Genomic DNA, 26,030 nt, shown 5'->3' with positions numbered 1-26,030 from the left:
ACCATGAACTTCGTCCAGTCCGAGCGCGACGCCCTCTGCGACACCGCCCTCGAGGTCGGCGAGGACGCCCCGACGCTGTCGGGCGACTGGACCGCCAAGGACCTGATCTGCCACCTGCTCGTGCGTGAGCGCAGCCTGATCGGGGCTCCCGGGATCTCCGTGCCGTTCCTCTCGGGGGTGACCGAGCACCAGATGAAGCGGCTCGCCCGGGACGACTTCGCCGAGCTGGTCGAGCGGTTCCGCACCCGTCCCTGGCTGTCGCCGGTCGCGCTGCCGAAGGTCGACGCCCTCGTCAACAGCCTCGAGCTGTTCGTGCACCACGAGGACCTGCGCCGGGCCCAGCCCACCTGGGAGCCGCGCGAGCTCGATGGACGCGCCCGGGGCACCCTGTGGAAGGCGATCTCAAAGCAGGGCGTCTTCCTGACGCGGTCCGCCGACGTGCCGGTCACGATCCGGCGTACCGATCCCGACAAGCCCGGCGACGCGCTGAAGGAGGCCGTGCTGCAGTCGGGCCCGGACCCGGTGGTCGTCTCAGGCCCGGTCGCCGAGATCGTCCTCTTCCTCTTCGGCCGCGCCCAGACCCGTGGCCTCACCTTCGATGGCCCCGACGACGCCGTCCGCAAGCTGCGCGGCGCCGATCTCTCCCTCTGAACCCTCTGAGCTCTCAGACCCGGCTGCTTGGTCAGCGGACCGGGTGACCGGCCGCGGAGAGCGCTGCCTTGACCTCGCCGATGGAGAGCGTGCCGAAGTGGAAGACGCTGGCGGCGAGCACCGCGTCGGCGCCGGCCTCGACGGCTGGCGGGAAGTGTGCCGCGGTGCCGGCACCGCCGGAGGCGATCACCGGGATGGTGACCTCGGCGCGGACCCGCCTGATCAGCTCGAGGTCGAAGCCATCGCGGGTGCCGTCGGCGTCCATCGCGTTGAGCAGGATCTCGCCCGCGCCGAGCTCGGCGCCCCGGGCTGCCCACGCCAGCGCGTCGAGGCCGGCCGACGTGCGGCCTCCGTGGGTCGTCACCTCGAAGCCCGAGTCGGTGCCGGCCGCCCGCCGCGCGTCGACCGAGAGCACCAGCACCTGGTTGCCGAACCGGTCGGCGATCTCGGCGATCAGCTCGGGGCGCTGGATCGCCGAGGTGTTGACCGCGACCTTGTCGGCACCGGCTCGCAGGAGACTGTCGACGTCGTCGACCGACGACACGCCGCCGCCGACGGTCAACGGGATGAAGACCTCCTCGGCGGTCCTGGAGACCACCTCCAACGTCGTGGCGCGGCCTTCGTAGGACGCGGAGATGTCGAGGAAGGTCAGCTCGTCGGCGCCGTCGGCGTCGTACTTCGCCGCGAGCTCCACGGGGTCGCCCGCGTCGCGCAGTCCCTGGAAGCGCACGCCCTTCACGACCCGGCCGGCGGCGACGTCGAGGCACGGGATGACGCGGACGGAGAGGGTCATCGGTCCCGACCCGGGTCGACCGCCGAGCGCGTCAGCGCGAGGGCGTCCTCGAGCGTGAAGCGACCTTCGTACAACGCCGTGCCAGCGATCGCTCCCTCGACGCCGACCGGCACCAGCTCCATCAGCGCCCGGATGTCGTCGAGGGTGGTGACGCCGCCCGAGGCGACCAGCGGCCGGTCGGTGGCGGCCGCCACGTCGCGGAGCAGCTGCAGGTTGGGCCCCTGCAGCATGCCGTCCTTGTTGACGTCGGTGACGACGTAGCGGGCACAGCCCTCGGCGTCGAGCCTGGCCAGCACGTCGTAGAGGTCGCCGCCCTCCCGCGTCCACCCGCGCGCGGCGAGGGTGCGTCCCCGGACGTCGAGCCCCACGGCCACACGGTCGCCGTACGACGCGATCGCCGCCGCGCACCACTCGGGCCGCTCGAGAGCGGCGGTGCCGATGTTGACCCGGCGGCAGCCAGTGGACATCGCGGCTTCCAGCGACTCGTCGTCGCGGATGCCGCCACTCATCTCGACCTTGATGTCGAGCCGCCCGACGATCTCCGCCTGGAGCTCGCGGTTGTGGCCGCGCCCGAAGGCGGCGTCGAGGTCGACGAGGTGGATCCACTCGGCGCCGGCGTCCTGCCAGCGCAGCGCGGCCTCGATCGGGTCGCCGAAGCGCTTCTCCGACCCGGCCACGCCCTGCACGAGCTGGACCGCCTGGCCGCCGGCGATGTCGACGGCAGGCAGCAGCTCGAGGTAGGCGCTCCCCCGGCCGGTCACAGTGACCGCACCCAGTTGCGCAGCAGCGCGGCGCCCGCGTCGCCGGACTTCTCGGGGTGGAACTGCGTCGCGGTCAGCGGCCCGTTCTCCACTGCGGCCACGAAGCGGTCGCCACCGTGCTCGGCCCACGTCACCAGGGGCGCGCGGGTGCGGTCGTTGGTGACGAGCGTCCAGTCGCGGACGGCGTACGAGTGCACGAAGTAGAACCTCTCCTGCTCGATGCCCTCGTAGAGCGCGGTGCCCGCGGGGGGCTCGACGGTGTTCCAGCCCATGTGCGGGACGACCGGCGCCTGGAGCCGCTCGACCACGCCCGGCCACTCGCCGCAGCCCTGTGTGGTCACGCCGTGCTCGATCCCGGTCTCGAAGAGCACCTGCATGCCCACGCAGATGCCCAGGACCGGGCGCCCGCCCGCAAGGCGACGGCCGATGAGCTCGGGACCGCGGACGCCGAGCAGCCCGCGCATGCACGCGGCGAACGCGCCGACCCCGGGGACGACGAGACCGTCGGCGTCCGCCGCCGCGGCGCGGTCGGCCGTCAGCGTCACGTCGGCACCGGCGCGCTCGAGAGCGCGCACGGCGGAGCGGAGGTTCCCCGACCCGTAGTCGAGGACGACGACGCTAGATCTCGACAAGCCCGGTCACCGAGGTCACAGCGTGCCCTTGGTCGACGGCACGCCGGTCTCGCGCGGGTCGCGAGCGATCGCGTCGCGCAGCGCGCGGGCCACGGCCTTGAACTGCGCCTCCACCAGGTGGTGGGGGTCGCGACCGGACAGCACGCGGACGTGCAGCGCGATCTGGGCGTGGAAGGCCAACGTCTCGAAGACGTGCCGAGTCAGCGACCCCTGGTAGGGCGGCCCGACCTGCCCGCCGATGGCGACGTACGCCTGCGCGTCCGGCTCACCCGTGTGCACGCAGTAGGGACGCCCTGAGACGTCGACGACGGCCTGCACCAGCGCCTCGTCGAGCGGAACGGTGGCGTCGCCGAAGCGGCGGATGCCGGCCTTGTCGCCCAGCGCCTCGCGCAAGGCGTCACCGAGCGCGATGGCGGTGTCCTCGACGGTGTGGTGGGCATCGATGTGCAGGTCGCCCGCCGTCTCGACCTCGAGGTCGATCAGCGAGTGCCGGGAGAAGGCGGTGAGCATGTGGTCGTAGAACCCGACTCCCGTCGACACGTGCGACCGGCCGGTGCCGTCGAGGTCGAGCGCGACGTGGACCTTTGACTCCTTGGTCTCACGGTCGATCGTCGCGGTCCTCGTCGGTGCTGTCATCGTTGCTCCTCCGTCACGTGCACCAGTGCCTCACGGAATGCTCCCATCTCCTCGGGCGTCCCGACCGACACCCGTAGCCAGCCGGACGGCCCGACCTCGCGGATCAGGACCCCACGATCGAGGAGTCCCTGCCACACCGCGTGCCGGTCGGCGAAGGTGCCGAAGAGCACGAAGTTGGCGTCGCTGTCGGCCACGTCGTGACCTCGGTCGCGCAGCCAGTCGACGGTGGCGTCCCGCTCCTTGCGCAGGTCGTCGACCCGCGCCAGCAGCTCCGGCGCGTGCCGGAGCGCCGCCAGTGCGGTGGCCTGCGTGACCGCGGAGAGGTGGTAGGGCAGCCGCACGACCCGGATCGCGTCGCAGATGGCGGGATGCGCGGCGAGGTAGCCCAGCCGGCCACCGGCGAGGGCGAAGGCCTTGCTCATGGTGCGGGTGACCACGAGGTTGCGGTGCGTCGGCAGCAGGTCGAGCGCGCTGGGAGTGCCGTCACGCCGGAACTCGCCGTAGGCCTCGTCCACCACGACCAGACCGTCGCCGACGGCGTCGCAGAGGACTGTCACCGCCTCGGGGGCCAGCGCGGTGCCCGTGGGGTTGTTGGGCGAGGGCAGCAGCACGACGCTCGGACGTCGCTCCTCGACCAGCGCCCGCGCCCGGTCGAGATCGAGGGTGAAGTCGTCCTCGCGGCGTCCCTCGACCCACTCGGTGACGGTGTCGCGGGCGTACTCGGGATACATGGAGTACGTCGGCGCGAACGACAGCGCCAAGCGCCCGGGGCCCCCGAAGGCCTGCAGCAGCTGGAGCATCACCTCGTTGGACCCGTTGGCCGCCCACACCTGCTCCGGTCCCACGGAGGCGCTGGTGTCGCCCGAGAGGTACGCCGCCAGGGCCGCCCGCAGCTCGGTGAACTCGCGGTCGGGGTAGCGGTTGAGGGTGGCCGCGGCCACCGCGACGGCGCTCGCGATGTCGGCGACGCACGCGTCGCTCGGTCCGTAGGGGTTCTCGTTGACGTTGAGCTGCACCGGCACCTCGTCGATGGGCAGCTGCGGCGCGCCGTAGGGCAGGAGGCCTCGCAGCTCCTCGCGGAGCGGTGGGAAGGTCATCGCTCAGCCCTCGAAGCGCACGCGGACGGCTGCTGCGTGGCCGGGCAGGTCCTCGGCCTCGGCCAGCGCCACGACGTGACCCGCGACCTCGGCGAGCGCGTCGCGGGAGTAGTCGACCACCTGCACGGTCCGGGTGAAGGCGCGCACCGACAACCCCGAGGAGTGGCAGGCACAGCCACCGGTCGGCAGCACGTGGTTGGAGCCGGCGCAGTAGTCGCCCAGCGAGACCGGCGCGTGGGCACCGACGAAGATCGCGCCTGCGTTGCGGATGCGCGGCACCAGCGCGGCGGCGTCGACGGTGTGCAGCTCGAGGTGCTCGGCGGCGTACGCGTTGACGACCTCGACGCCCTGGTCGACGTCGTCGACGAGCACGATGGCCGACTGGGTGCCGCCGAGCGAGATGCGGATCCGCTCGATGTGGCGGGTGGCGAGCACCTGCTTCTCCAGCTCGCGCTCGACGTCGTGGGCCAGCCGCTCCGAGTCCGTGACCAGCACGGCGGCCGCCAACGGGTCGTGCTCGGCCTGGCTGACCAGGTCGGCCGCGACGTACGCCGCCTCGGCGGAGTCGTCGGCGAGGATCGCGATCTCGGTCGGGCCGGCCTCGGAGTCGATGCCGACCACGCCCTTGAGCAGGCGCTTGGCCGTGACCGTCCAGATGTTGCCGGGTCCTGTCACCAGGTCGACCTTCGCGCACTCGCCGACTCCGTGGGCGAACATCGCGATCGCCTGGGCTCCGCCGACGGCGTACACCTCGTCGACGTCCAGCAGGGCGCACGCCGCGAGGATCGTCGGGTGTGGCAGGCCCCCGTGGTCCTTCTGCGGCGGGGAGGCGAGGGCGATGGCGCCCACGCCCGCGGTCTGCGCGGGCACGACGTTCATCAGCACGCTCGACACCAGCGGTGCGAGTCCACCGGGAACGTAGAGCCCCACCCGGTCCATCGGCACGATCCGGCGCGTGACCCGGGCGCCGGGGGCGACCTCGGTGGCCACCTCGCGCTCGAGCTCTGCCGCGCTGGTCACGCGCAGGCGCGCGATCGACTCCTCGAGCCCGGCGCGGACGTCGGCGTCCAGCGACTCCAGCGCCTCGACGAGGGCCGCGGCCGGCACCCGGAGCCGCTCCGGAGCGACGCCGTCGTGCTGCTGGGAGAGCTCGCGGATCGCCTCCACGCCGCGCACCCGGACTTCCTCGATGATCCGATGCACGGCGGGCACCGCTGCCTCGACGTCGAGCTCCGCGCGTGGGACGACGGCGCGGTAGTCGACAGGCGTCGCGGAGTCGCCCACGCGGGCGGCTCCTCGCAGGTCGATGCGTCGGATCATGGGACAAGACTAGGCGCGACCACCCGAACGCCCGGCGGTGCGCCGGTGTGCGGGACGGGTGCCGCAGTAGGTTGGGCGACGTGAGCGCGACGCTGCCGATGTTCCCGCTCGGGACGGTGCTCTTCCCTGGCGTGGTGGTGCCGCTGCGAGTCTTCGAGGATCGCTACCGCGCGCTCGTGCACCACCTGATCCGCGAACCCGACCCGGCGCACCGGCTCTTCGGCTCGGTCGGCATCCGGGAGGGCTACGAGGTCGGCGACCACGGCGCGCAGTCGCTGTTCAGGGTCGGATGCCGCCTGCAGCTGACCGACGTCGAGTCCCACGACGACGGCACCTTCGACATCATCGCCGTCGGCCGCGACCGGATCCGCCTCGACCGGCTGGTCACGTCGGGCCCGTTCCCCGCCGGTGAGGTCGAGGCGATCCCGCTCAGCGACTCCGACGTGGACCCTGCCGTCGTCGAACGAGCCCTGGCGCTCTTCACCGCCTACCGGGCCGCCGTGACGCCCTATCGCGGCGACCCGCACCCGGGCGCGCTGCCCAAGGACCCGACGTACCTCTCCTGGACGTTGGCGGCGGTCGCCCCCCTGCCGATGCCCGACCGCCAGGCGCTCCTGGAGTCCGACGACACGACCGGCCGCCTGCTCATGGTCAGCGAGATGCTGCGCTCGGAGCTGCGCGCCATGAACGCCATCCCCTCGCTGCCGGCGACCGAGGTCGCGCGCACGCGCTGGTCCCCCAACTGAGCCACCCGGATCGCATGGCGAAGAAGGCGGCCGGGGGTACGCCGGCCACGGTGGCCCTGGCCAGGGCCGGCATCGGTTTCACGCTGCACCCTTATGAGCACGACCCGCGCTCCCCGTCGTACGGCCTCGAGGCGGCCGACGCCCTCGGCGTGGAGCCCGGCAGGGTCTTCAAGACCCTGATGGCGTCGCTGGACGGCGCGTTGGTCGTGGGCATCGTGCCGGTCACCGGCCAGCTCGACCTGAAGGCGCTGGCCCGGGCGCTGGGCGGATCGAAGGCGACCATGGCCGACCTGACCACTGCCGAGCGTGCGACCGGGTACGTCGCCGGCGGCATCTCGCCGGTCGGGCAGCGACGCGCCCACCCGACCGTCCTCGACGAGTCGGCGCTCGCCTGGCCGACCGTCTACGTCTCAGCCGGCCGACGCGGCCTCGACCTCGAGCTCGCGCCGACCGACCTGGTGACCGTCACCGGCGCCGTCGTCGCGGCGATCGGGCGCTCGTGAGGAAAGCGCCCTCTCGTGCCGGCGTCAATCGTCGGTGGTCAGCCGCAGCACGGCGTGGATGACGTCGCCCTCGGTCCAGGTGGAGCCGCCGACGGCGGAGAGCGGCGCGAGGTTGGCCTTCGCCTCGGGGTCGTCCCCGGACAGCTCGACCAGCCAGTCGTCGCCGGCGTCGAAGTCGACGTAGAAGACCGCCCCCGCCTGCTCGGCCTCGCGGATCACATCCTTGAACGCGGCGGTGTCACCAAGACCGCCGTCCTCCAGGAGAGCCGCGCGGAAGTCGTCGCTGGGGCTGATCGCCACGAAGCCGTCGGCCGACTCGGAGCCGATGATGTCGGCGTCGGTGCCGGCCAGGTCGCGCAGCTTGTCGAGGACCTCCTCGATGCCCTCGGCGTCGCCCTTGATCTTGACGCCCATCGGCACGTCAGAGCCGTCGCCGGAGCTCATGAACTGCTCCGGGCTGAAGTCAGGCCCCAGCGCGAAGACCATGGACTCACCGGTCAGCGTCTCCACGTCCTGCGGGATGTCCAGGCCGGTCTGGGTCGACAGCTCCTCGAACATGTCGTCGACCGTCATGTCCTCGCCCATCAGGTCGCCGAACTGCTGCGCGAACTGCTCGGCCAGCGCCCGGAGCCAACCCTCCTCGAAGCCGACCCCGAAGGCCGCGACCGTGTCGGAAGGCAGCGTCGTCATCGCGTCCGCGCCGCGGTCGGAGGCGTAGAGGAGCTGGAACTGGGAGCCGAAAGAGCCTGCCTGCTCGAGCTCGATCGCACCGTCGGAGAAGCGCAGCGTGGCGGCCATGCCGTCGAAGCCCTCGAAGAGGCTCTCCATGGTCTCCGCGGTGTCGTCGGGCACCTGCTCGCCGGCGACCGTCACGTCGCCCTCGGACGAGACCGTGCCGTCGTCGTACGCGGACTGCTCGATCACCAGACCGCCCAGGTCCTCGGCACTGCCGAAGAACCGGTCCAGGTTGTCGACCAGCGCGTCGGCGGCATCGGCAGCGACGTAGACGGTCACGATGCCGGGGTCGCCGGCGCGCTCGGTCCAGGTCTGGTACGCCGAGTCGTCGGCCAACGAGCCCTCGGCGCCGTCGGCCAGCACGCGGGCGGCGATGTCGTCGGTCTCGGCGACCACCGCCCAGTCACCCTCGACCGCGAACCCCATCTCGGCGTCGGCGGGCGCCGGCTCGGACGCGTCGCCGTTGGCGCCGCAGTTGCGCAGCTTCTCCAGGCCGGCCTCGGCGGCCTCGGCGTCGGTCACCTGGATCGCCCCGACGACCGTCGGCTCGGCGTCGACCACGGCCACCCCTGCCCGGTTGCCCAGCCACGAGGCGATGTCGTCCTCGTAGTCGAGGTTGGCGCACTCCGCGTCCGCCTGGATCTCGTCGAACAGCCGCTTCATGATGTCGTCGTCGGTGTCGAGGTCGAGCTCGTCCTTGAAGGCGGGGAACTTGTTCAGCGTGCGGATCGCCTCGATCTTCTGACCGCCCGACGGGTCGAGGTCGACCGCGAGGTAGGCGAGGGTCGAGCCCGGCAGTGCCTCGGCGGGCTGTGAACCCGTGGAGAAGAACGACATCGCCGCCCACGCGGCGCCACCGGCCACGGCGAGGCCCGCGACCGCGACACCCCCGATCACGAAGGGCCTGAGGTTGCGCGCCGGGGCAGCGGCCGGCGGGAGCGGCGCCCCGCTGCCCTGCTCGAGGTACTCGGCCTGGGAGCCCTCGGGCTCCGGAGCCGCGGACGGCGGCAGGTTGCTGGACATCATGCTCCCCCTGTGTGCACCGGTGCCTTCGACCAGTGCGGTGACGTCGATCCGACGACGAGACTACTCGTCGGGTTCCGCTTCGAAGCGGTTTTCCGGATCCCTCCGGCGCGGCCCGTTGAGCAGCAGGAAGGACGCGGTGGCGGCACTCAAGGCGCCCGCGGGGTAGGCGACGTAGGGCGACGTGCCCTCCACGCGCAGGTCGGCATCGGCGGCGGTGAAGTCCTTCTGGCCGGCAGCGAGCGGGCGCGGGTCGGGCGGGCCCAACGCATGGCCGGTGATCGCCATCAGCGCCCCCGCGACCCCGGAGCCGACGGCGACAGCCGCCAGCACCAGCATCTCGTCGCGACGGCTGGTCAGCGTGACTGCGAAGCCGACCACGAGGCCCGCGACCAGGCCCACGACGACGTAGAGCGCTGTGCCGCCCACGTCCTGCGGGGCGCCCGCGGCGTCGATGACCCACTCGTCGTGGTAGTACACGCCGCTCGGCGGCGTCCAGAGCGCGTGCCACACCACGCCCGCGAGCACGCCGGACACGGCGAACGCGACCAGCACCACCAGCAGTCGCGCGAGGCGTCGACCCACGGACATCAGGAGGCGCTCACCCGGTCAGGCACCCCGGCCCGAGGAGCTGCTTGAGGTCGGCGAAGAGCGCGGGGCTCGGGGACACCCGCCGGTCGGGCAGCCTGAGCACCTTGGTGCCCTCGCGGGCCCGGAGGTTCAGGCGCACCTCGGTCATGCCTGGGTGGGTGGCCAGGATGTCCTTGAGCTGCGCGACCACCGGTGGGGTGCACCGCGTGACCGCCAGGCTGATCACGACCGGGCCGGTCGGGCCGTCGCTGAGGTTGGGGACGCTGATGCTCTGGCCGATCAGCGAGACCTGGTCGTCCTCGCGCTTGAAGTTGCCCTTCACGGTGAGGATCGCGTCCTCGGTGAGGTAGGTGCTCGCGAGCTGGTAGGACGAGGCGAAGAAGCGGATGTCGATCGCGCCGTCCAGGTCCTCCAGCGTCACGATCGCCCAGGTGTCGCCGCGCTTGTTGACCTTGCGCTGGACCGACGTCACCAGGCCGGCGATGGTGACCGGCGAGCCGTCGCCGCGCTCCTCGTCGACGAGCAGCTGGCCGATGGTGGCGTCGGTCCCTTGGGCGAGGACGTGCTCGAGTCCCATCAGCGGGTGGTCGGAGACGTAGAGGCCCAACATCTCCCGCTCGTGGCCGAGGAGGGTCATCTTGTCCCACTCCTCGACCTCCGGGATGGTCACGTGCAGGGCCGCGCCGCCCTGCTCCTCCATGCCGAGCATCGCCATCAGGGAGTCCTGGCCGCCGTCGTCGTTGCGCTTGGCCTCGGCGTAGCGCTCCGCGGCCTCCTCGTGCACGAGGTTGAGCGCACGGCGCAGGTGCTTCATCTCGTCGAAGGAACCGGCCTTGACCAGCGAGTCGATGACGCGCTTGTTGCACACCAGGACAGGGATGCGGTCCATGAAGTCGTTGAAGCTGTCGAAGCGGCCGCCGCTCTCGCGTGCCTCGACGATGCGCTCGACGACGTTGGCACCGACGTTGCGCACGGCCGTGAGGCCGAAGCGGATGTCGTGGCCCACCGGCGTGAAGTTGGCGTGCGACTCGTTGACGTCGGGTGGGAGGACCTGGATGCCCATCCGCCGGCACTCGTTGAGGTAGATCGCCGACTTGTCCTTGTCGTCGCGGGTGCTGGTGAGCAGGGCCGCCATGTATTCGGCGGGGTAGTTGGCCTTGAGGTAGGCCGTCCAGTACGACACCAGACCGTAGGCCGCGGAGTGCGCCTTGTTGAAGGCGTAGTCCGAGAACGGCAGCAGGATGTCCCACAGCGTCTGCACGGCACGCATGGAGAAGCCGTTGGACTGCATGCCGGCCGAGAAGATCTCGAACTGCTTGTCCAGCTCGGACTTCTTCTTCTTGCCCATCGCCCGGCGCAGCAGGTCGGCCTGGCCCAGCGTGTAGCCCGCGACCTTCTGGGCGATCGCCATGACCTGCTCCTGATAGACGATCAGGCCGTAGGTCTCCCCCAGGATCTCCGCCAGCGGCTCGGCGAGCTCGGGGTGGATGGCGTCCACCGCCTCGCGACCGGTCTTGCGGCGCGCGTACTTGTTGTGCGAGTCGGCCCCCATCGGACCGGGCCGGTAGAGCGCGCCGACCGCGGAGATGTCCTCGAACTTGTCGGGACGCATCGAGCGCAGCAGCGCGCGCATCGGGCCGCCGTCGAGCTGGAAGACGCCGAGCGTGTCGCCGCGCTGGAGCAGGGCGTACGTCGCCGGGTCGGTGAGCTCGAGCTCCTCGAGCACCACCTCCTCGCCGCGGTTGACCCGGATGTTGACCAGGGCGTCGTCGAGCACGGTGAGGTTGCGCAGCCCCAGGAAGTCCATCTTGATGAGCCCGAGCGACTCGCAGGTCGGGTAGTCGAACTGGGTGATCATCGCGCCGTCGGACGGCCGCTTCAGCAGTGGGATGACGTCGAGCAACGGCTCGCTGGACATGATCACGCCGGCTGCGTGCACACCCCACTGGCGCTTGAGCCCCTCGATGCCCATCGCGGTGTCGACGACGCGCTTGACGTCGGCCTCGCTGTCGTAGAGCGAGCGGAACTCCCCACCCTCGGAGTAGCGGCCGTGGGTGGGCTCGAAGATGTCCTTGAGCGGGACGTCCTTGCCCATCACCGGCGCCGGCATCGCCTTGGTGATGCGGTCGCCCATGGCGAAGGGGTAGCCCAGGATGCGGCTGGAGTCCTTGACGGCCTGCTTGGCCTTGATGGTGCCGTAGGTGACGATGTAGGAGACGCGGTCGTCGCCGTACTTGTCCGTGACGTACTTGATGACCTCGCCGCGCCGGCGCTCGTCGAAGTCGATGTCGAAGTCGGGCATGGACACGCGGTCGGGGTTGAGGAACCGCTCGAAGATCAGGCCGTGCACGAGCGGGTCGAGGTCGGTGATCCGCATCGCGTAGGCGACCATCGAGCCGGCGCCGGAGCCGCGACCCGGACCGACGCGGATGCCGTTGTTCTTGGCCCAGTTGATGAAGTCGGCGACGACGAGGAAGTAGCCCGAGAAGCCCATCTGGGTGATGACGCCGATCTCGAAGTCGGCCTGGGTGCGCACCCGCTCAGGGACGCCCGCGGGATAGCGGACCGCGAGACCGCGGACGACCTCCTTGGCCAGCCAGGACTCCTCGGTCTCCCCCGGAGGGCAGGGGAACTTCGGCATGTAGGTGCCGACTCCCTCGGTGAAGCTCACGTCACAGCGCTCGGCGATCAGCAGCGTGTTGTCACAGGCCTCGGGCACGTCGCGGAACAGCTCGCGCATCTCGGCCGCGGTCTTGACGTAGTAGCCCGTGCCGCTGAACGCGAACCGCTGCCCAGGGCCGTCACCGGCCGGGATGTCCATCGTGGAGCCGGAGTTGATGCAGAGCAGGTGCTCCTGGCTCGGAGCGTCGGACTGGAGGACGTAGTGGGAGTCGTTGGTGGCGACCAGGCCGATCTGCAGGTCCTTGGACAGCTTGAGCAGCCCGTCGCGGACCCTGGTCTCGAGCGGCAGGCCGTGGTCCATCAGCTCGACGAAGTAGTTGTCGCGGCCGAGGATGTCGACGAAGTCGCCCGCGGCCCGCCGCGCCGCGTCGTACTGGCCGTGGCGCAGGTGCACCTGCACCTCGCCACTCGGGCAGCCCGTCGTCCCGATGATGCCGCGGTTGTGCTGGGCCAGCAGCTCGCGGTCGGCGCGCGCCGCCTGGAAGAAGCCGTCGCGCCACGCGCCCGTGGAGATGCGGAAGAGGTTGTGCATGCCCTCGGTCGACTCCGAGAGCAACGTCATGTGGGTGTAGGCGCCGCGGTTGGAGACGTCGTCGGGACCGCCCTTGTAGAAGTTGACCCGCTTGCGGTCGTAGCGGCTGGTGTTGGGCGTGAAGTAGGCCTCCATGCCGATGATCGGCTTGACCCCGGCGTCGGTGGCCTTGCGGTAGAACTCGTAGGCCCCGAAGACGTTGCCGTGGTCTGTCATCGCGACCGCAGGCATCCCCAGCTCCGCCACCCGCCCGGCCAGGTCGCCCAGCCGCGCCGCCCCGTCGAGCATGGAGTACTCGGTGTGGACGTGCAGGTGGACGAAGTCAGAGTCGCGGCGATCGGACAAGGGACGCGTCTTCTCCCAACGGGTCGGGCGGGCACACGGGAACTGCCGCAGGCTGTGCGGCCGGAAGGGGAAGAGCCGTCAGCCTACGCGAGGGGCGTCGCCCAGCGTGACAGCAACCGCCGACAGTCACCGTGTGGCGTCGAGCGAAGCGCTCACGATCGCGTGCACGATCCACGCGAGCCGCTCCTCCCCCAGCTCCGGCGCCCGAACGGCCAGCCTGGCCGCGATCTGGCGCTCCCGCTCGGGGTCGCGCGGCTCGGCGCCGCCTCCGGCCTTCAGCAGCTGGACCTCGCGGGTCAGCGCCACCCGCCGGGCGAGCAGGTCGCCGAGCTGGTCGTCCACGTCGTCGATGAGGCCCCGGAAGAACGCCAGCGGATCCTGTCCCGGCCAGGCCATCCGGACGTCGGGCGCCTTCTCCTCGTTGCCCTCGCCGTCGGTGCGCTCCAGCTCGACCAGGCCGTGCCGGGCGTAGAACGCTCGCGCAGGGACGTTCATCTCGAAGACCCACAGGCAGAAGCCGTCGGGCCGCCGGCTCTTCACCAGGTCGAGCAGGGCCGACCCGATGCCCTGCCGGGCGTGCTCCGGCGCGACGTACAGGTCGTCGAGCCAGGTCTCGGTCATCCGGGCGTACGCCGCCAGCCGACCCGACTGCGTCTCGGGAGTCTCCGCGACCCACACCTCGTCGTCACGCAGCCGGCCCGCGAGCCAGGCGCGGACCTCGTGCTCGGGGTGGATGCCGGGCGGCATCGCCGCCTCGCGACGAGCGGCGAGGTAGACGGCCGCGACCGCGTCCGCCTCGTCCTCACGTGCCGGACGCAACGAGAGCTCAGTGGGCATCACGGATGATCTCGAGCGCCGCAGCGAGGTCGTCGGGATAGGGGGACTCGAACTCGACGTGTTCCCCCGAGTCGGGGTGCACGAAACCCAGCCGGACTGCGTGCAGCCACTGACGACGCAGGCCGAGCCGCTGCGCCAGCACAGGGTCGGCGCCGTAGTGCAGGTCGGCCACGCACGGGTGCTTGAGGGCGGCCATGTGCACGCGGATCTGGTGGGTGCGACCGGTCTCGAGGTGCACCTCGAGCAGCGAGGCGAACCGGTGGGCCTCGAGCGTCTTGTAGTGGGTCACCGAAGGCCGCCCGTCGGCCAGCACCGCGAACTTGTGGTCGGCGCCCGGGTGCCGGCCGATCGGCGCGTCGATCGTGCCCTCGAACGGATCGGGGTGCCCCTGGACCAGCGCGTGGTAGGTCTTGTCGACCGTGCGGTGGCGGAACGCGTTCTTGAGGATCGAGTAGCCGTGCTCCGACTTGGTGATGACCATGACGCCCGAGGTGCCGACGTCGAGGCGCTGGACGATGCCCTGCCGCTCGGAGGCACCGCTCGTGGCGATGCGGAACCCCGCGGCGACGAGGTGACCGACCACCGTCGGCCCGCGCCAGCCGGGAGATGGGTGCACGGCGACGCCGACGGGCTTGTCGATGACCACGATGGAGTCGTCGTCGTGGATGATCCGGATCCCCTCGACGATCTGCGGCACGACCTCGAGGGGGTCGGCCAGGCTCGGGATCGTCACGTCGAGGGTCGTCCCGGGGTGCACCCGATGGCTCTTGGCCACCTGCGCGCCGTCGACGTGGACGTGACCTTCGCTCACGAGCTCCGCCGCGCGGCTGCGCGAGACACCGAACATCCGGGCGATGGCAGCGTCGACCCGCTCGCCCGCCAGCCCCTCGGGGACGAGCACCGTGCGGTGGTCGACCGCCCCGGTCACGAGCCCGGCTCCGCGGGGTCCTCGGCCTTGTTGTCGACCACGCGGCTGCCGTCGACGGCGAACCCGCGGAAAGTCGTGAGCAGCGCCAGGCCCGCCCCGACGTTGATGCAGATGTCGGCGACGTTGAAGACCGGCCAGTTTGGCACCATGAAGAGGTCGATGACGTGCCCGCGCATCGGACCGGGGTCCCGGAAGAGCCGGTCGGTCAGGTTGCCGGTGATGCCCGCCATGAGCAGCCCGAGGCTCCAGGCCCAGGGTGTGCTGCCGACGCGGCGCGCCACGAAGAGGACGACGCAGGCCGCCGCGATCGCGAGCGTGCTCAGCGCCGGCGTCAGCGACGTGGCCGTGCTGAACGCGGCTCCGGGGTTGCGCACGAGGTGCAGCTGGAACCACTCGCCCACGACGTCGATGGTGCGGGTCTCGAGCGCCTCGACGGCCCAGACCTTGCTCAGCACGTCGGCGGCGTACGCGGTCAGGAAGACGCTCGCGAAGATCAGCCGGTAGCGGCGACCGGTCGCCCCTGCTGCGGCGGTGTCGGCCCCGTCGGCCGCGGCGCTGGAGTTCAGCGACGCTCCTCGCGCTGCTTGCATGTCAGGCAGAGTGTGGCACGCGGGAACGCCATCAGCCGCATCTTGCCGATGGGGCTGCCGCACGACTCGCAGACGCCGTAGGTGCCGTCGTCGATGCGGGCCAGTGCACGCTCGATCTGGGCGAGCATCTCGCGCTCGTTGTTGACGACCACGAGCTCCTGGTCGCGCTCGAAGCTCGTCGCGCCCATGTCGGCCTGGTCGTGGCCCGCGCCGTCACCCGCGTCGCGCATCAGCGCGGCCAGGTCGTCCTCCTGCTCGTGCAGCAGCACGGTGAGGCGGTCGCGGTGCTCGTGGAGGTCGTGCAGGACCTCGTCGAGCTCGGCCTTGGACCACCGCTCCTCGCCCTCCTTGACGACGAGCGCGCTGGGGGCGGCCTTCTTGCCGACCGCCTTGGCGGGCGGGGTCGACTTCTTGGCGGGAGCCTTCGCGGCCGGGCTGGTGGAGGTCTGCGGAGCCTTGGTCACAGGGGAAGGAGCCTTCTTCGTGGTGGCGGTCTTGACGGGCTTGGTCGGAGTCGCGGTGGCCGGGACCGCCTTCTTGGCCGGGGCCGTCTTCTTGGCCGGGGCCGTCTTCTTGGCCGGGGCCGTCTTCTTGGCCGGGGCCGCCTTCTTGGCCGGGGCCGCCTTCTTGGCCGGGGCCGCCTTCTTGGCCGGGGCCGCCTTCTTGGCCGGGGCCGCCTTCTTGGCCGGGGCCGCCTTCTTGGCCGGGGCCGCCTTCTTGGCCGGCGCCGTCTTCTTGGCCGGGGCCGCCTTCTTGGCCGGGGCCGCCTTCTTGGCCGGGGCCGCCTTCTTGGCCGGGGCCGCCTTCTTGGCCGGCGCCGGGGCTGTCTTCTTCGCCGGGGCTGTCTTCTTCGCCGGGGCTGTCTTCTTCGCCGGGGCCGCCTTCTTCGCCGGGGCCGCCTTCTTCGCCGGGGCCGCCTTCTTGGCAGTCGAGGAGCCCCGCGATAGAACCTTCTTGGCCGCGGCGCGGGCCGAGCCCGCCAGCGCCCCTGCTGTCGATCGGGCTGTCTTGCGCACCATGGAGAAGTAGACCCTCCTGCTACCGAGAGCCTGCGGCCGGTGCCACAGACGCGGGGAGCGTAGCCGCTGCCGGAGGCCTACTCAAACCGCCGCGCCACTCCGCGAACGCGCTGGTCAGGCCGCGAAAGCCCAGGAAATGCCGAACGGCCGGCCCCGAGTGGGGCCGGCCGTCGTACGGCATCTACCTAGGGGTGAGCGCGAGCCCCTCCCCAGGGGTGAGGCTCAGACCTCGTCCTCGCCCAGGATGGACCGCAGCCGCTTCGGAGCCGGCGCGCCGACCCCCTCAGGGCTGGGTGCCTCGTGCGTCGTCTCGAGGGCCTCCAGCTGCTGGCTGAAGTAGCTCTTGAGGCGGGAGCGGTACTCGCGCTCGAAGGAGCGCAGGCTCTCGACCTCGCCGTTGAGCTTCTCCCTCTCCTGCTCGAGCGCGCCGAACATCTGCTTGCGGCGCTCGGAGGTCTCGCTGTCGAGCATCTGCGAGCGGGTGCGGGCGTCGGCCTCGAGCTTGTCGGCCTTGGTCTTGGCCTCGGACTCGAGCCGCTCGGCCTTGGTGCGGGCCTCACCGACGATGCGGTCGGCCTCGTTCTTGGCCTCGTCGACCAGCTGGTCGGCGTTGCGCGTGGCGATCTCGAGGAGCCGGGCCGCCGCGTTGGAGGCCTCGGGCACGGTCTCGACGCGCACCGTCTCGACCGGCGCGGCGACAGCCACAGGTGCGGGCTCCGGCTCTGGCTCGGGCTCCGGCTCCGGCTCGGGCTCCGGCTCGGCCGCGCGCTCCTCGAAAGCGGGGGCGGGCGCGGCCATCGGTGCGCCGGCCTGGGCGGAGGAGAGCTTGGCCCGCAGGTCCTCGTTCTCCTTCGTGAGCCGCGCCAGCTCGGCCTCCACCTCGTCGAGGAACTGGTCGACCTCCCCCATGTCGTAGCCCTCACGGAGCCGGACGGGAGTAAAGCGCTTGTTGCTCACGTCCTCAGGCGTCAGCGGCATGACCTCACCCATTCAGTCGTCGTGTCGTGCTTCCATCAATACCTACCGCCGAACAATAGCGCCTGCTGGTGGGGGGTCCGAGCCACCGACCCCCTGTGGGTCCGGTCTCCCCCGGAGGTCTCGACCGGCGCGACCTTCTGCCTCGCTCGAACCGCGACGCTCAGATCAAGGACGCCGTGACCTGAAGCAGGATGTAGGCCGCCACGAGCACCAGGATGAAGCTGAGGTCCAGGGCGAAGTTCCCGATGCGCAGCGGGGGGATGAAGCGCCGCAGCGCCTTGATCGGTGGGTCGGTGACCGAGTAGACGACCTCGAGGATCACCAGGAGCGGCCCTCGCGGTGACCAGCTGCGCGCGAACACCTGCACCCAGTCGAAGACGAAGCGCACCCACAGAAAGGCGATGAAGAACCACAGCAGGCCGTGCAGCACCTGCCAGACGACGCTCATGGCGTGAGTCTGTCGGACGTGACCAAGCGCGTGATCAAGGAGGTGGACCGCTGCCGGTCAGCTCTGGTTGAAGAACCCGCCCTCGGCGATGCGTCGCTTGTCCTCAGCGGCGACGCTCACGTTGGGCGGCGACAGCAGGAAGACCTTGTTGGTCACCCGCTCGATCGTGCCGCGGGTGGCGAAGACCAGACCGGCGGCGAAGTCGACCAGGCGCTTGGCGTCGTTGTCGTCCATCTCGGAGAGGTTCATGATCACCGGCGTGCCGTCGCGGTAGTGCTCGCCGACGGTGCGCGCCTCGTTGTAGGTGCGCGGGTGCAGCGTGGTGATCAGGGACAGCTCGGCCACGGTGCTCTGCACCGGGCGCTGGCGACGCTCGGCGAGATCGGTCACCGGCGCGGGACGCCCGTCGCGACGCCGCTCCGCTCGCTCGACCGAGCGCGGCTGGCGCTCGTCGCGGGCCTCGTCGTAGTCGTCGTAGGAGTCGTCGTACTCGTCGAACCGGCCGGTGTCCTCGAGGAGGCCGAGGTACTCGCCGATCTTGCGCATCGCGCTCGCCATGACTGGTCCTTAGGAGATCCGGCACCGGTGGTTCTCCGGCGCTGCTGTCTGTGCGCGACCCTACCCGGCTGGAGGCCTCGGACCGAGGACCGCGGAGCCTATGCGCACGTGTGTCGCGCCGGCTTCGACGGCCGGCTCGAGGTCGGCGCTCATGCCCGCGGACAGCACGGTGGCCTGCGGCCAGGTGGCCACGAACTCGCGCCGCACCTCGGCCAGCCGCGCGAAGGCCAGGGCGGGGTCCGCGCCGAGCGGGGCGACGGCCATCAGCCCACGCAGGCAGAGCATCCCCTGCTGCTCGACCAGGGACGCCAGGGCGTCGAGGTCGGCAGGGTCGGCGCCCGACCGTCCCTCGGCGCCTGGCGGGTCGAGGCTGACCTGGAGCAGGCAGTCGAGCGGGCGCGCGCGGTCGTGGGCGCCGCGCTGCAGGCCACTGACGAGCTTCGCGCGGTCGACGGACTCGACGACGTCGGCGTACGCCGCCACCGCCGCTGCCTTGTTGCTCTGCAGCCCCCCGATGAAGTGCCAGCGCAGGCCGAGGTCGGCGCACTCCGCGGCCTTGGCCTCGGCCTCCTGGTGGCGGTTCTCACCCACGTCGGTGACACCCAGGTCGGCGAGGGCGCGGACGTCGGCGGCCGGGAAGTACTTGGTCACGACGACGAGGGTGACCTCTCGGGGGTCCCTGCCGGCAGCGGCGCACGCGCGCTCGATGCGGTCCCGGACCGTGGTCAGGTTCGTCTCGATCTCCTGCGCGCGTGTCATCCGGTCCTCCAGACGACGCCCGCGAGGCGACCGGCCGCTGCGCCCTCGCGGCGGTACGACGGCAGCGCCGTGTCCTCCCGCGTGCAGCGGCCGACCTCGACGACCCGGCAGCCGCCCGCCTCGAGCTGCGCGCGGACCCCGGCGCCCAGGTCGAGCGCGGGAGTCCCCCACGTCGTGGTCGCGCGGGTCGCCGGCACCACTGCGGCGACCTCGTCGCGCAGGTCGGCCGGCACCTCGTAGCAGCCGCCGCAGATGTGCGGACCGACCCAGGCGGTGACGTCGCCGGCGCCCAGCGCACGGAGTCGGGCGAGGGCCGCGGGGAGGACGCCGAGCTGGACACCCAGGCGGCCCGCGTGCACAGCGGCGACCGTGCCCTCGGCAGTGGCCAGCAGCACGGGCACGCAGTCGGCGGCGCGCGTCAACAGGGCCACGTCACGTCGCGTCGTCACGATCGCGTCAGCACGTGGCGGCGGACCGTCGACGGGATCGTCGTCGACCAGGTGCACGTCGGCACCGTGGACCTGGTGCATGACGTAGGGCGTGCTCCCGGTCGCGTCCGCGACCTCGGCAAGCGCCGTCCGTCGGGCCAGGGCCAGGTCGTCGATCAGCGACAGCGCGTCGGTGAATCCCACCTGCACGCTGCCGCTGCCGACCTGCATCGAGTCGCGGAAGAGGAACCTCACTTGAGGAAGTCAGGCACATCCAGCTCGTCGTCGTCGAACTGCACCTGCCGAGGCTTGGCTTGCGGGGCCGGCGCAGGCTGCCCCTTGGCCGGGCCGGTGGCTGCTCCAGCAGGTCCGGACGGCTCGAACTCCCGGTACTGGCCCGACTGGCCCGACTGGCCTGACTGATTGGAGTGGTGCTGCTGCCCGGACTGGCTCTGCTGCGGTGCACCGACGGACACCGGCTGCTTGTGCTCGGCCAGCTGCTGCGCCGCCGCCTTGGTCTCGGCCTGCGTCTGCTGCGGCGGGGGCTGGCGTCGCAGCACCGTGCCCTCGTCGCGACGACGCGGCATGCCGCCGTCGAAGCCGGCCGCGATCACCGTCACCCGCACCTCGTCGCCGAGCGCGTCGTCGATGGTCGCACCGAAGATGATGTTGGCCTCGGCGTGGGCGGCTTGCGACACCAGCGCCGCTGCCTCGTTGATCTCGAAAAGACCGAGGTCGGACCCGCCCGCGATCGAGAGCAGCACGCCGTGCGCGCCCTCGATGCTGGCCTCGAGCAACGGGCTCGACACCGCCTGCTCGGCGGCCGCCACGGCCCGGTCCTCCCCGCGTGCCGAGCCGATGCCCATGAGGGCGGAGCCGGCGTTGGCCATCACGGACTTCACGTCCGCGAAGTCGAGGTTGATCAGGCCGGGCGTGGTGATGAGGTCGGTGATGCCGGAGACACCCTGCAGGAGCACCTGGTCGGCCTGCTTGAAGGCGTCGAGCACCGACACGCTGCGGTCGCTGATCGAGAGCAGCCGGTCGTTCGGGATCACGATGAGGGTGTCGACCTCCTCGCGCAGCTGGGCGATGCCCTCCTCGGCGGAGTTGGCCCGGCGCCGGCCCTCGAAGGCGAACGGCCGGGTCACCACGCCGATGGTCAGCGCACCGAGCGAACGCGAGATGCGGGCCACGATCGGCGCGCCGCCCGTACCGGTGCCGCCGCCCTCGCCAGCGGTCACGAACACCATGTCGGCGCCCTTGATGACTTCTTCGATCTCGTCGGCGTGGTCGTCGGCGGCCTTGGCGCCGACCTCGGGGTTGGCGCCCGCACCGAGGCCGCGGGTGAGCTCGCGGCCGATGTCGAGCTTGACGTCGGCGTCGCTCATGAGGAGGGCCTGCGCGTCGGTGTTGATCGCGATGAACTCGACGCCCTTGAGTCCGACCTCGATCATCCGGTTGACGGCGTTCACGCCGCCGCCACCGATCCCCACGACCTTGATGATGGCCAGGTAGTTCTGGGCTGCTGCCACGGTCCTTTGCCTTTCGCTGCTGGTGTCGAGTGGTCTCGGTGCCTTGTCACCCTGATCGGTTCGATGCCGGTGACCGGCGGTGGGTGCGGGGAAGTCACCCGAGGTGCTGCTGGTCGGCTGCCACACCCCGTGTCGGACCGGGAACCCTAACCGTGAGGTTGAGGGTTATAGTTATGTCAACCTGTTGTTGGTGACGACAGTAGGGACGCCGCCGCCCCAGCCCGTGCAGACACGCGGGACGACGAGCGCTTCCCGAAAGATTTCCGACACCCCCGGGTCAGGAGAGGGGCTGCTGGGAGGTGGTCGGCGCGCCGGGGACGCTGACGTCGTAGGACTTCGCCTGCTCCTTCAGCAAGGCGACGAGCACCTCGGCCTTGGCGTCGGACTCGGCCGCGCTCCCCCACAGCACCTCCCGGCCGTCGCGCAGCACGAGGGTGATCTGGTCGACGGTGACCACCTGCAGGTGCTCGACGCGACGTGCCAGCGCGGGTGGCAGGGCCGAGACCACGAGAGCGGCCTCGCGCAGCGCCTCTCCGCCCGTGCTGCCGCTGGTCCGCACGAGCGGCAGGTTGCGCGGTGCGCGCGGGAAGTCGCGGAACACGACTCCGTCCGCGTCCATGCCGCGGATGCGGGTGCCGATGTCGACGACGGCGATCGCGACGCGCTCGGTGATGGAGATGCGCACCGAGTCCGGCCACTGCCGCGTCACCGTGGCGTCGGCCACGGGCGCCAGCGACTCGACGCGTCGCTCCACGGCGGCGACATCCACACGGGCGAGCGGCTCGTCCTGGGCGACCCGCGCCGCGTGACGGACGTCGTCGGCGGTGAGGAGTCCGGTGCCGGTCACCTGCACCGACTGCACGGAGAGGTAGCGGCTGAAGAACACCAGCCAGACCCCGCCGACCACCAGCGCCAGGACGAGGACGACGGCGAGGACGGGCTTCCAGCTGAGCCACCTGCGACGCCACTGACGGCGGGCGAACCGCCGCCGGGTCCGGGCCGCCTCGACGTCCGCCGGATCGGGCTTGGGGACGTCGGCGGCCCTGCCTGACTTGCCGGCCCTGGCGCGACGGTTCCCGAGGAGGCTAGCCACGCGCACCCCCGAGGACGGCGAGGACCGCGGGGCCGACCGTGGTCACGTCGCCGGCGCCGAGGGTGAGCACCAGGTCACCCGGCCCGGCCAGTCCGGCCACCACCTCGGCGGCCTCGTCGAGCGAGCCGGGCAGGTGCACGTGCGTGCCGGGCAGCGGCACGGCGTCGACGACGAGGGCGCGGGTCACCGCCGGGTCGCCCTCCTCGCGTGCGACGTAGACGTCGAGCACGACCACCTCGTCCGCTGCGCCGAGCGCACGGCCCATGTCGGGGCCGAACACGCGGGTGCGGGAGACCAGGTGCGGTTGGAAGACGACGAGCAGCCGACCGGAGCCGGCCACGGCCCGGGCGGCCTCGAGGTCGGCCTCGATCTCGCGGGGGTGATGGGCATAGCTGTCGTAGACGCGGACGCCGCCGGCCTCGCCCTTGGCCTCCATCCGCCGGCCGGAGCCGCTGAAGGACTCGAGGCCGGAGACCAGGCCCTCGACGTCGTGGCCGAGCTCCAGCCCCATCACCAGGGCCGCGAGCGCGTCGACGACGTAGTGCCGGCCGGGGATCCGCAGGCGGACGGTCGTCCCGTCGGCACCGTCGCGCCGGACCGTGAAGGTCGACGTCGAGCCGACGAAGGAGATGTCGGTGGCGCGGACGTCGGCGTCGCCAGCCTCCCCGACCGTCACGACGCGGCGACCGGCGGCGCGGGACGACTCCGCGAGGGCGCGTGCCCCGGGGTCGTCGATGCAGCAGACCAGGAAGCCGTCGGGATCCACGCTGGCGGCGAAGTCGTCGAAGGCCGCGCGGTACGCCGCCTCGGTCCCCCACACGTCGAGGTGGTCGGCCGCGACGTTGGTGACGACGGCGGCGTAGGGCCGGTAGACCAGGAAGGCGCCGTCGCTCTCGTCGGCCTCGGCGACGAAGAGGTCGCCCGCGCCGGCGTCGGCGTTGCGGCCGGTGGCGGTGAGCATCCCGCCGACGGCGTACGTCGGGTCCGCGCCGGCCGCGACGAGCGCCGAGGTGAGCAGCGACGTCGTCGTGGTCTTGCCGTGGGTGCCTGCGACCGCGACGACCCGGCTCCCGGCCATCACCGACCAGAGCCCGGCCGAGCGGGGCAGCAGGCGCAGGCCGCGCCGGCGGGCCTCGACGACCTCGGGGTTGTCCTCCCGCGCCGCCGTCGTCACCACCACCGAGTCCGCGGCGCCGAGGTGGTCGGCGGCGTACTCGAGGTGGCAGGGCACCCCCAGCTCGCGCAGGCCGGGCAGGAAAGGAGTGTCGTGGTCGTCGCTGCCCGTCACCGGCATCCCCCGGGCCGCCATGATGCGGGCGATCGCGGAGAGGCCGGCGCCGCCGATGCCGACGAAGTGCACCCTCCCGAGCTGGTCGGCGGGCAGCAGCACGTCGGGCACAGGAATCCTCACGGGTGCCCCGTCTCCAGGACGATGCGGGCGAGCTTCTCGTCGGCGTCGCGCGGCACCAGTCCGGCGGCGCGGGCGCCCATCCGGCGCAGCCGGGCCGCGTCGGTCGCGAGGCCCGGGACCGTGCCCGACACCCACGTGATGGTCAGGTCGTCGTCGTCGATCAGCAGCGCTCCCCCGGCCTCGACGACCGGTCGCGCGTTGCGGGCCTGCTCCCCGTTGCCGATCGGCAGCGGGACGAAGATGGCGGGCAGGCCCACCGCCGCGGCCTCGGTGACCGAGGACGCACCGGCCCGGCACACGACGAGGTCGGCGGCGGCGTACGCCAGGTCCATGCGCTCGACGAAGGGCACCACGACGTAGGGCACGCCGGGCTCGGGGTTGGCCGGCACCGCTTCGCCCGTGGGGCCGGCGACGTGCAGCACCTGCACCCCGGCCCGGGTGAGCGCCGCAGCAGCGCCGGCGACGGACTGGTTCAGCCGCCTGGCTCCCTGGGACCCGCCCGTCACCAGCAGCGTGGGTCGATCGGCGTCGAGCCCGAAGTGCGCGCGCGCCTCGCCGCGCAACGCCTCACGGTCGAGCCCCGAGATCAGGGTGCGGATCGGCAGGCCGACGTACTCCGCCTTCGGCAACGGCGTGCCCGGGAAGCTCACCGCCACGCGCGTGGCGAACCTGGCACCGGCCTTGTTGGCCAGGCCGGGCAGCGCGTTCTGCTCGTGAACGACGAGCGGCAGCTTGCGCCGCCGGGCCGCGAGGTACGCCGGCATCGAGACGTAGCCGCCGTAGCCGACGACGACGTCGGGGCGGACGCGGTCCAGGACGTCGTACGTCGCCTGGACGGCCTCCCGGAGCCGTCCGGGCACCCGCAGCAGGTCGCCCGAGGGCCGTCGCGGCAGCGGCACGGGCGGGATCAGCTCGAGGGCGTAGCCAGCGGCGGGGACCACCCTGTTCTCGAGACCACGAGGGGTGCCCAGACAGGTGATCTCGACGGTCGGGTCGATCCGGCGCAAGGCGTCGGCGGTCGCCAGGAGCGGGGAGGTGTGGCCGGCGGTACCGCCGCCGGCGAAGAGGACGCGCATCGTTGTAGAAGGTTAGTTGGGCAGACGCCCCGCGCTGAGGCCGGCCGAGCGGTTGCGGCGCCGCGCGGCGAGCGCGGCGGCTGCCTGCGGCTCGCGGCGGGCGAAGCCCACGAGCAGGCCCAGCGCGACCAGCGACGGCACCAGGGCCGAGCCGCCGTAGGAGACCAGCGGCAGCGGGATGCCGATCACGGGCAGCAGCGCCAGCACCATGCCGACGTTGATCATCATCTGGCCGAGCAGCCACACGACGATGCCGAAGGTCATGTAGCGGGTGAACGCGTCGTTGCTGCGCTGGGCGACCCGCACGGCGGCGTACGCGACGGTGAGGAACAGCGCGATCATCAGCAGGGTGCCGATCAGGCCGAGCTCCTCACCGAGCACCGCGAAGATGAAGTCGGTGTGGGCCTCGGGCAGGTCGCCCCACTTCTGCCGACTGGCGCCGATGCCCTCGCCGAACCAGCCGCCGCTGGAGAGCGCGTAGAGGCCGTGCGCGGGCTGCCAGCCGCTCCCGTGGAAGTCGCGGAACGGGTCGGTGAAGGTGAGGATCCGCTCCATGCGCTCGCTGCTCGTGCGGGCCAGGGCGAAGGCGAGCACGGCCATGATGCTCAGGCACAGCCCGAAGAACCTCGCCGGGGCCCCGACCACCCACAACATGCCGAGCAGGATGGCGAAGAGCACGAGGGCGGTGCCGAGGTCGTTGCCGAAGACCACGAGCCCGGTGGCCAGCAGCATGCCGGGGACGACGGGGAACATCGTCTCGTGGAGGCTGCGCAGCCGGCGGTCCTTGTGGGCGTAGACGTGCGCCGCCCACAGGATCAGCGCCAGCTTGGCGATCTCGGACGGCTGGATCTGGACCGGTCCGAAGGCCAGCCAGTTCTGGTTTCCGTTGCGCTCGACGCCGATGAACGCGGTGAGCAGGAGCAGCGAGAGGGAGACGAAGTAGCCCGGCCAGGCCAGGCGCCGGATCCAGCGGTGCGGGATCCGTGAGGCGACCCACGCGCACGGCAGGCCGATCAGCACCCAGGTGAGCTGGCGGACGACGACGGCATAGCTGTTGCCGTCGTGGAACTTGAAGGAGTACACGCTCGAGGCGCTCAGCACCATGATCAGGCCCATGGTCAGCAGCAGCGCCGAGGAGCCTAGGAGGAGGTAGTAAGAGGTGAGCGGCCGGTCGAGCGCGTGCTGGACGGCAGCCTGCGCGGCGCGCAGCGACTGGATCGGGCCGAGCGCGGCGCGCGGCCCGGCGCCGTTGTCCGGAGCGGGGGTGCTGGTGGGACGCTCGGTGTCGGCCGTCGTCATCGGCTCCCGCTGCCCCTCTCCCGTCGC

The 26,030-nt window shown here is 71.7% G+C and carries 26 protein-coding genes; 3 read left to right on the top strand and 23 right to left on the bottom strand.

The window, feature by feature from the left end:
- Positions 1-3: 3 nt before the first annotated feature.
- Complete coding sequence (locus tag ABD295_RS04305) at positions 4-651, top strand: TIGR03085 family metal-binding protein (protein WP_344302396.1); 648 nt, start codon at positions 4-6, stop codon at positions 649-651.
- A 31-nt stretch (positions 652-682) separates the two neighbouring features.
- On the opposite strand, the gene hisF is transcribed toward ABD295_RS04305, so the two are convergent.
- Genes hisF through hisD form a run of 6 tightly spaced genes read right to left on the bottom strand, consistent with a single transcriptional unit; the run spans position 683 to position 5,890 of the window.
- Positions 683-1,444: an imidazole glycerol phosphate synthase subunit HisF gene (gene hisF / locus ABD295_RS04300; RefSeq protein ID WP_344302394.1), complete on the bottom strand. Its 762-nt coding sequence runs from the start codon at positions 1,442-1,444 to the stop codon at positions 683-685.
- Positions 1,441-2,205, bottom strand: a complete 765-nt coding sequence (priA, locus tag ABD295_RS04295) for a bifunctional 1-(5-phosphoribosyl)-5-((5-phosphoribosylamino)methylideneamino)imidazole-4-carboxamide isomerase/phosphoribosylanthranilate isomerase PriA (RefSeq protein WP_344302393.1) — start codon at positions 2,203-2,205, stop codon at positions 1,441-1,443. Before priA ends, hisF begins: the two co-directional genes overlap by 4 nt.
- On the bottom strand, positions 2,202-2,837 hold the full coding sequence (gene hisH, locus ABD295_RS04290; RefSeq protein ID WP_344302392.1) for an imidazole glycerol phosphate synthase subunit HisH: 636 nt from the start codon (positions 2,835-2,837) through the stop codon (positions 2,202-2,204). The genes priA and hisH overlap by 4 nt, the downstream gene beginning before the upstream one ends.
- 15 nt (positions 2,838-2,852) lie before the next feature.
- On the bottom strand, positions 2,853-3,473 hold the full coding sequence (gene hisB, locus ABD295_RS04285) for an imidazoleglycerol-phosphate dehydratase HisB (protein ID WP_344302391.1): 621 nt from the start codon (positions 3,471-3,473) through the stop codon (positions 2,853-2,855).
- Complete coding sequence (locus tag ABD295_RS04280; protein WP_344302390.1) at positions 3,470-4,570, bottom strand: histidinol-phosphate transaminase; 1,101 nt, start codon at positions 4,568-4,570, stop codon at positions 3,470-3,472. Before ABD295_RS04280 ends, hisB begins: the two co-directional genes overlap by 4 nt.
- Positions 4,571-4,573: 3 nt before the next feature.
- A complete protein-coding gene (hisD, locus tag ABD295_RS04275) occupies positions 4,574-5,890 on the bottom strand; it encodes a histidinol dehydrogenase (protein ID WP_344302389.1) in 1,317 nt (438 codons plus the stop codon).
- 80 nt (positions 5,891-5,970) lie between these two features.
- On the opposite strand from hisD, the gene ABD295_RS04270 reads away from it, so the two are divergent.
- Both ABD295_RS04270 and ybaK read left to right on the top strand, forming a co-directional pair.
- The gene (locus ABD295_RS04270; protein ID WP_344302388.1) at positions 5,971-6,636 is read left to right on the top strand and encodes an LON peptidase substrate-binding domain-containing protein; all 666 of its coding nucleotides are present in this window, start codon (positions 5,971-5,973) and stop codon (positions 6,634-6,636) included.
- Between the two features lie 14 nt (positions 6,637-6,650).
- The gene (ybaK, locus tag ABD295_RS04265; protein ID WP_344302387.1) at positions 6,651-7,139 is read left to right on the top strand and encodes a Cys-tRNA(Pro) deacylase; all 489 of its coding nucleotides are present in this window, start codon (positions 6,651-6,653) and stop codon (positions 7,137-7,139) included.
- Between the two features lie 24 nt (positions 7,140-7,163).
- Here ybaK and ABD295_RS04260 read toward each other — a convergent pair whose 3' ends face one another.
- From ABD295_RS04260 to ftsW, 17 genes are all read right to left on the bottom strand, one after another.
- On the bottom strand, positions 7,164-8,897 hold the full coding sequence (locus ABD295_RS04260; RefSeq protein WP_344302386.1) for a DUF3352 domain-containing protein: 1,734 nt from the start codon (positions 8,895-8,897) through the stop codon (positions 7,164-7,166).
- A gap of 63 nt (positions 8,898-8,960) precedes the next feature.
- Entirely contained in the window at positions 8,961-9,482 is a 522-nt protein-coding gene (locus tag ABD295_RS04255) for a hypothetical protein (RefSeq protein WP_344302385.1), read from the bottom strand.
- 16 nt (positions 9,483-9,498) lie between these two features.
- On the bottom strand, positions 9,499-13,047 hold the full coding sequence (gene dnaE, locus ABD295_RS04250) for a DNA polymerase III subunit alpha (protein WP_344302384.1): 3,549 nt from the start codon (positions 13,045-13,047) through the stop codon (positions 9,499-9,501).
- 126 nt (positions 13,048-13,173) lie between these two features.
- A complete protein-coding gene (locus ABD295_RS04245; protein ID WP_344302383.1) occupies positions 13,174-13,884 on the bottom strand; it encodes a GNAT family N-acetyltransferase in 711 nt (236 codons plus the stop codon).
- On the bottom strand, positions 13,874-14,812 hold the full coding sequence (locus ABD295_RS04240; protein ID WP_344302382.1) for an RluA family pseudouridine synthase: 939 nt from the start codon (positions 14,810-14,812) through the stop codon (positions 13,874-13,876). Before ABD295_RS04240 ends, ABD295_RS04245 begins: the two co-directional genes overlap by 11 nt.
- Positions 14,809-15,402: a signal peptidase II gene (lspA, locus tag ABD295_RS04235; RefSeq protein ID WP_344302381.1), complete on the bottom strand. Its 594-nt coding sequence runs from the start codon at positions 15,400-15,402 to the stop codon at positions 14,809-14,811. Before lspA ends, ABD295_RS04240 begins: the two co-directional genes overlap by 4 nt.
- Positions 15,375-16,421 (bottom strand): TraR/DksA C4-type zinc finger protein, encoded by a 1,047-nt coding sequence (locus ABD295_RS04230; protein WP_344302380.1) that lies wholly within the window; start codon positions 16,419-16,421, stop codon positions 15,375-15,377. Before ABD295_RS04230 ends, lspA begins: the two co-directional genes overlap by 28 nt.
- 222 nt (positions 16,422-16,643) lie before the next feature.
- Positions 16,644-17,399, bottom strand: coding sequence for a DivIVA domain-containing protein (locus ABD295_RS04225; protein WP_344302379.1), 756 nt, complete (start codon positions 17,397-17,399; stop codon positions 16,644-16,646).
- A 160-nt stretch (positions 17,400-17,559) separates the two neighbouring features.
- Positions 17,560-17,847, bottom strand: coding sequence for a YggT family protein (locus tag ABD295_RS04220; RefSeq protein WP_344302378.1), 288 nt, complete (start codon positions 17,845-17,847; stop codon positions 17,560-17,562).
- 57 nt (positions 17,848-17,904) lie between these two features.
- Positions 17,905-18,405: a cell division protein SepF gene (locus ABD295_RS04215; protein WP_344302377.1), complete on the bottom strand. Its 501-nt coding sequence runs from the start codon at positions 18,403-18,405 to the stop codon at positions 17,905-17,907.
- 60 nt (positions 18,406-18,465) lie between these two features.
- Positions 18,466-19,164 carry a YggS family pyridoxal phosphate-dependent enzyme gene (locus ABD295_RS04210; protein ID WP_344302376.1) on the bottom strand — a complete coding sequence of 233 codons (699 nt, stop codon included), beginning with the start codon at positions 19,162-19,164 and terminating at the stop codon, positions 18,466-18,468.
- Complete coding sequence (locus ABD295_RS04205; RefSeq protein WP_344302375.1) at positions 19,161-19,847, bottom strand: purine nucleoside phosphorylase YfiH/LACC1 family protein; 687 nt, start codon at positions 19,845-19,847, stop codon at positions 19,161-19,163. Before ABD295_RS04205 ends, ABD295_RS04210 begins: the two co-directional genes overlap by 4 nt.
- Entirely contained in the window at positions 19,844-21,124 is a 1,281-nt protein-coding gene (gene ftsZ, locus ABD295_RS04200; protein ID WP_344302374.1) for a cell division protein FtsZ, read from the bottom strand. The genes ABD295_RS04205 and ftsZ overlap by 4 nt, the downstream gene beginning before the upstream one ends.
- Positions 21,125-21,401: 277 nt before the next feature.
- Positions 21,402-22,217 (bottom strand): cell division protein FtsQ/DivIB, encoded by an 816-nt coding sequence (locus ABD295_RS04195; RefSeq protein ID WP_344302373.1) that lies wholly within the window; start codon positions 22,215-22,217, stop codon positions 21,402-21,404.
- Complete coding sequence (murC, locus tag ABD295_RS04190) at positions 22,210-23,628, bottom strand: UDP-N-acetylmuramate--L-alanine ligase (RefSeq protein ID WP_344302372.1); 1,419 nt, start codon at positions 23,626-23,628, stop codon at positions 22,210-22,212. Before murC ends, ABD295_RS04195 begins: the two co-directional genes overlap by 8 nt.
- Positions 23,625-24,704: an undecaprenyldiphospho-muramoylpentapeptide beta-N-acetylglucosaminyltransferase gene (murG, locus tag ABD295_RS04185; RefSeq protein WP_344302371.1), complete on the bottom strand. Its 1,080-nt coding sequence runs from the start codon at positions 24,702-24,704 to the stop codon at positions 23,625-23,627. The genes murC and murG overlap by 4 nt, the downstream gene beginning before the upstream one ends.
- A gap of 12 nt (positions 24,705-24,716) precedes the next feature.
- Entirely contained in the window at positions 24,717-26,003 is a 1,287-nt protein-coding gene (ftsW, locus tag ABD295_RS04180) for a putative lipid II flippase FtsW (RefSeq protein WP_344302370.1), read from the bottom strand.
- Between the last annotated feature and the right edge of the window lie 27 nt (positions 26,004-26,030).

It is taken from the genome of Nocardioides bigeumensis (assembly GCF_039531755.1).
GTDB classification, from domain to species: domain Bacteria; phylum Actinomycetota; class Actinomycetes; order Propionibacteriales; family Nocardioidaceae; genus Nocardioides; species Nocardioides bigeumensis.
Note: the sequence above shows the minus strand (reverse complement) of the source record. Positions and strands in the feature narration are given on the sequence as shown.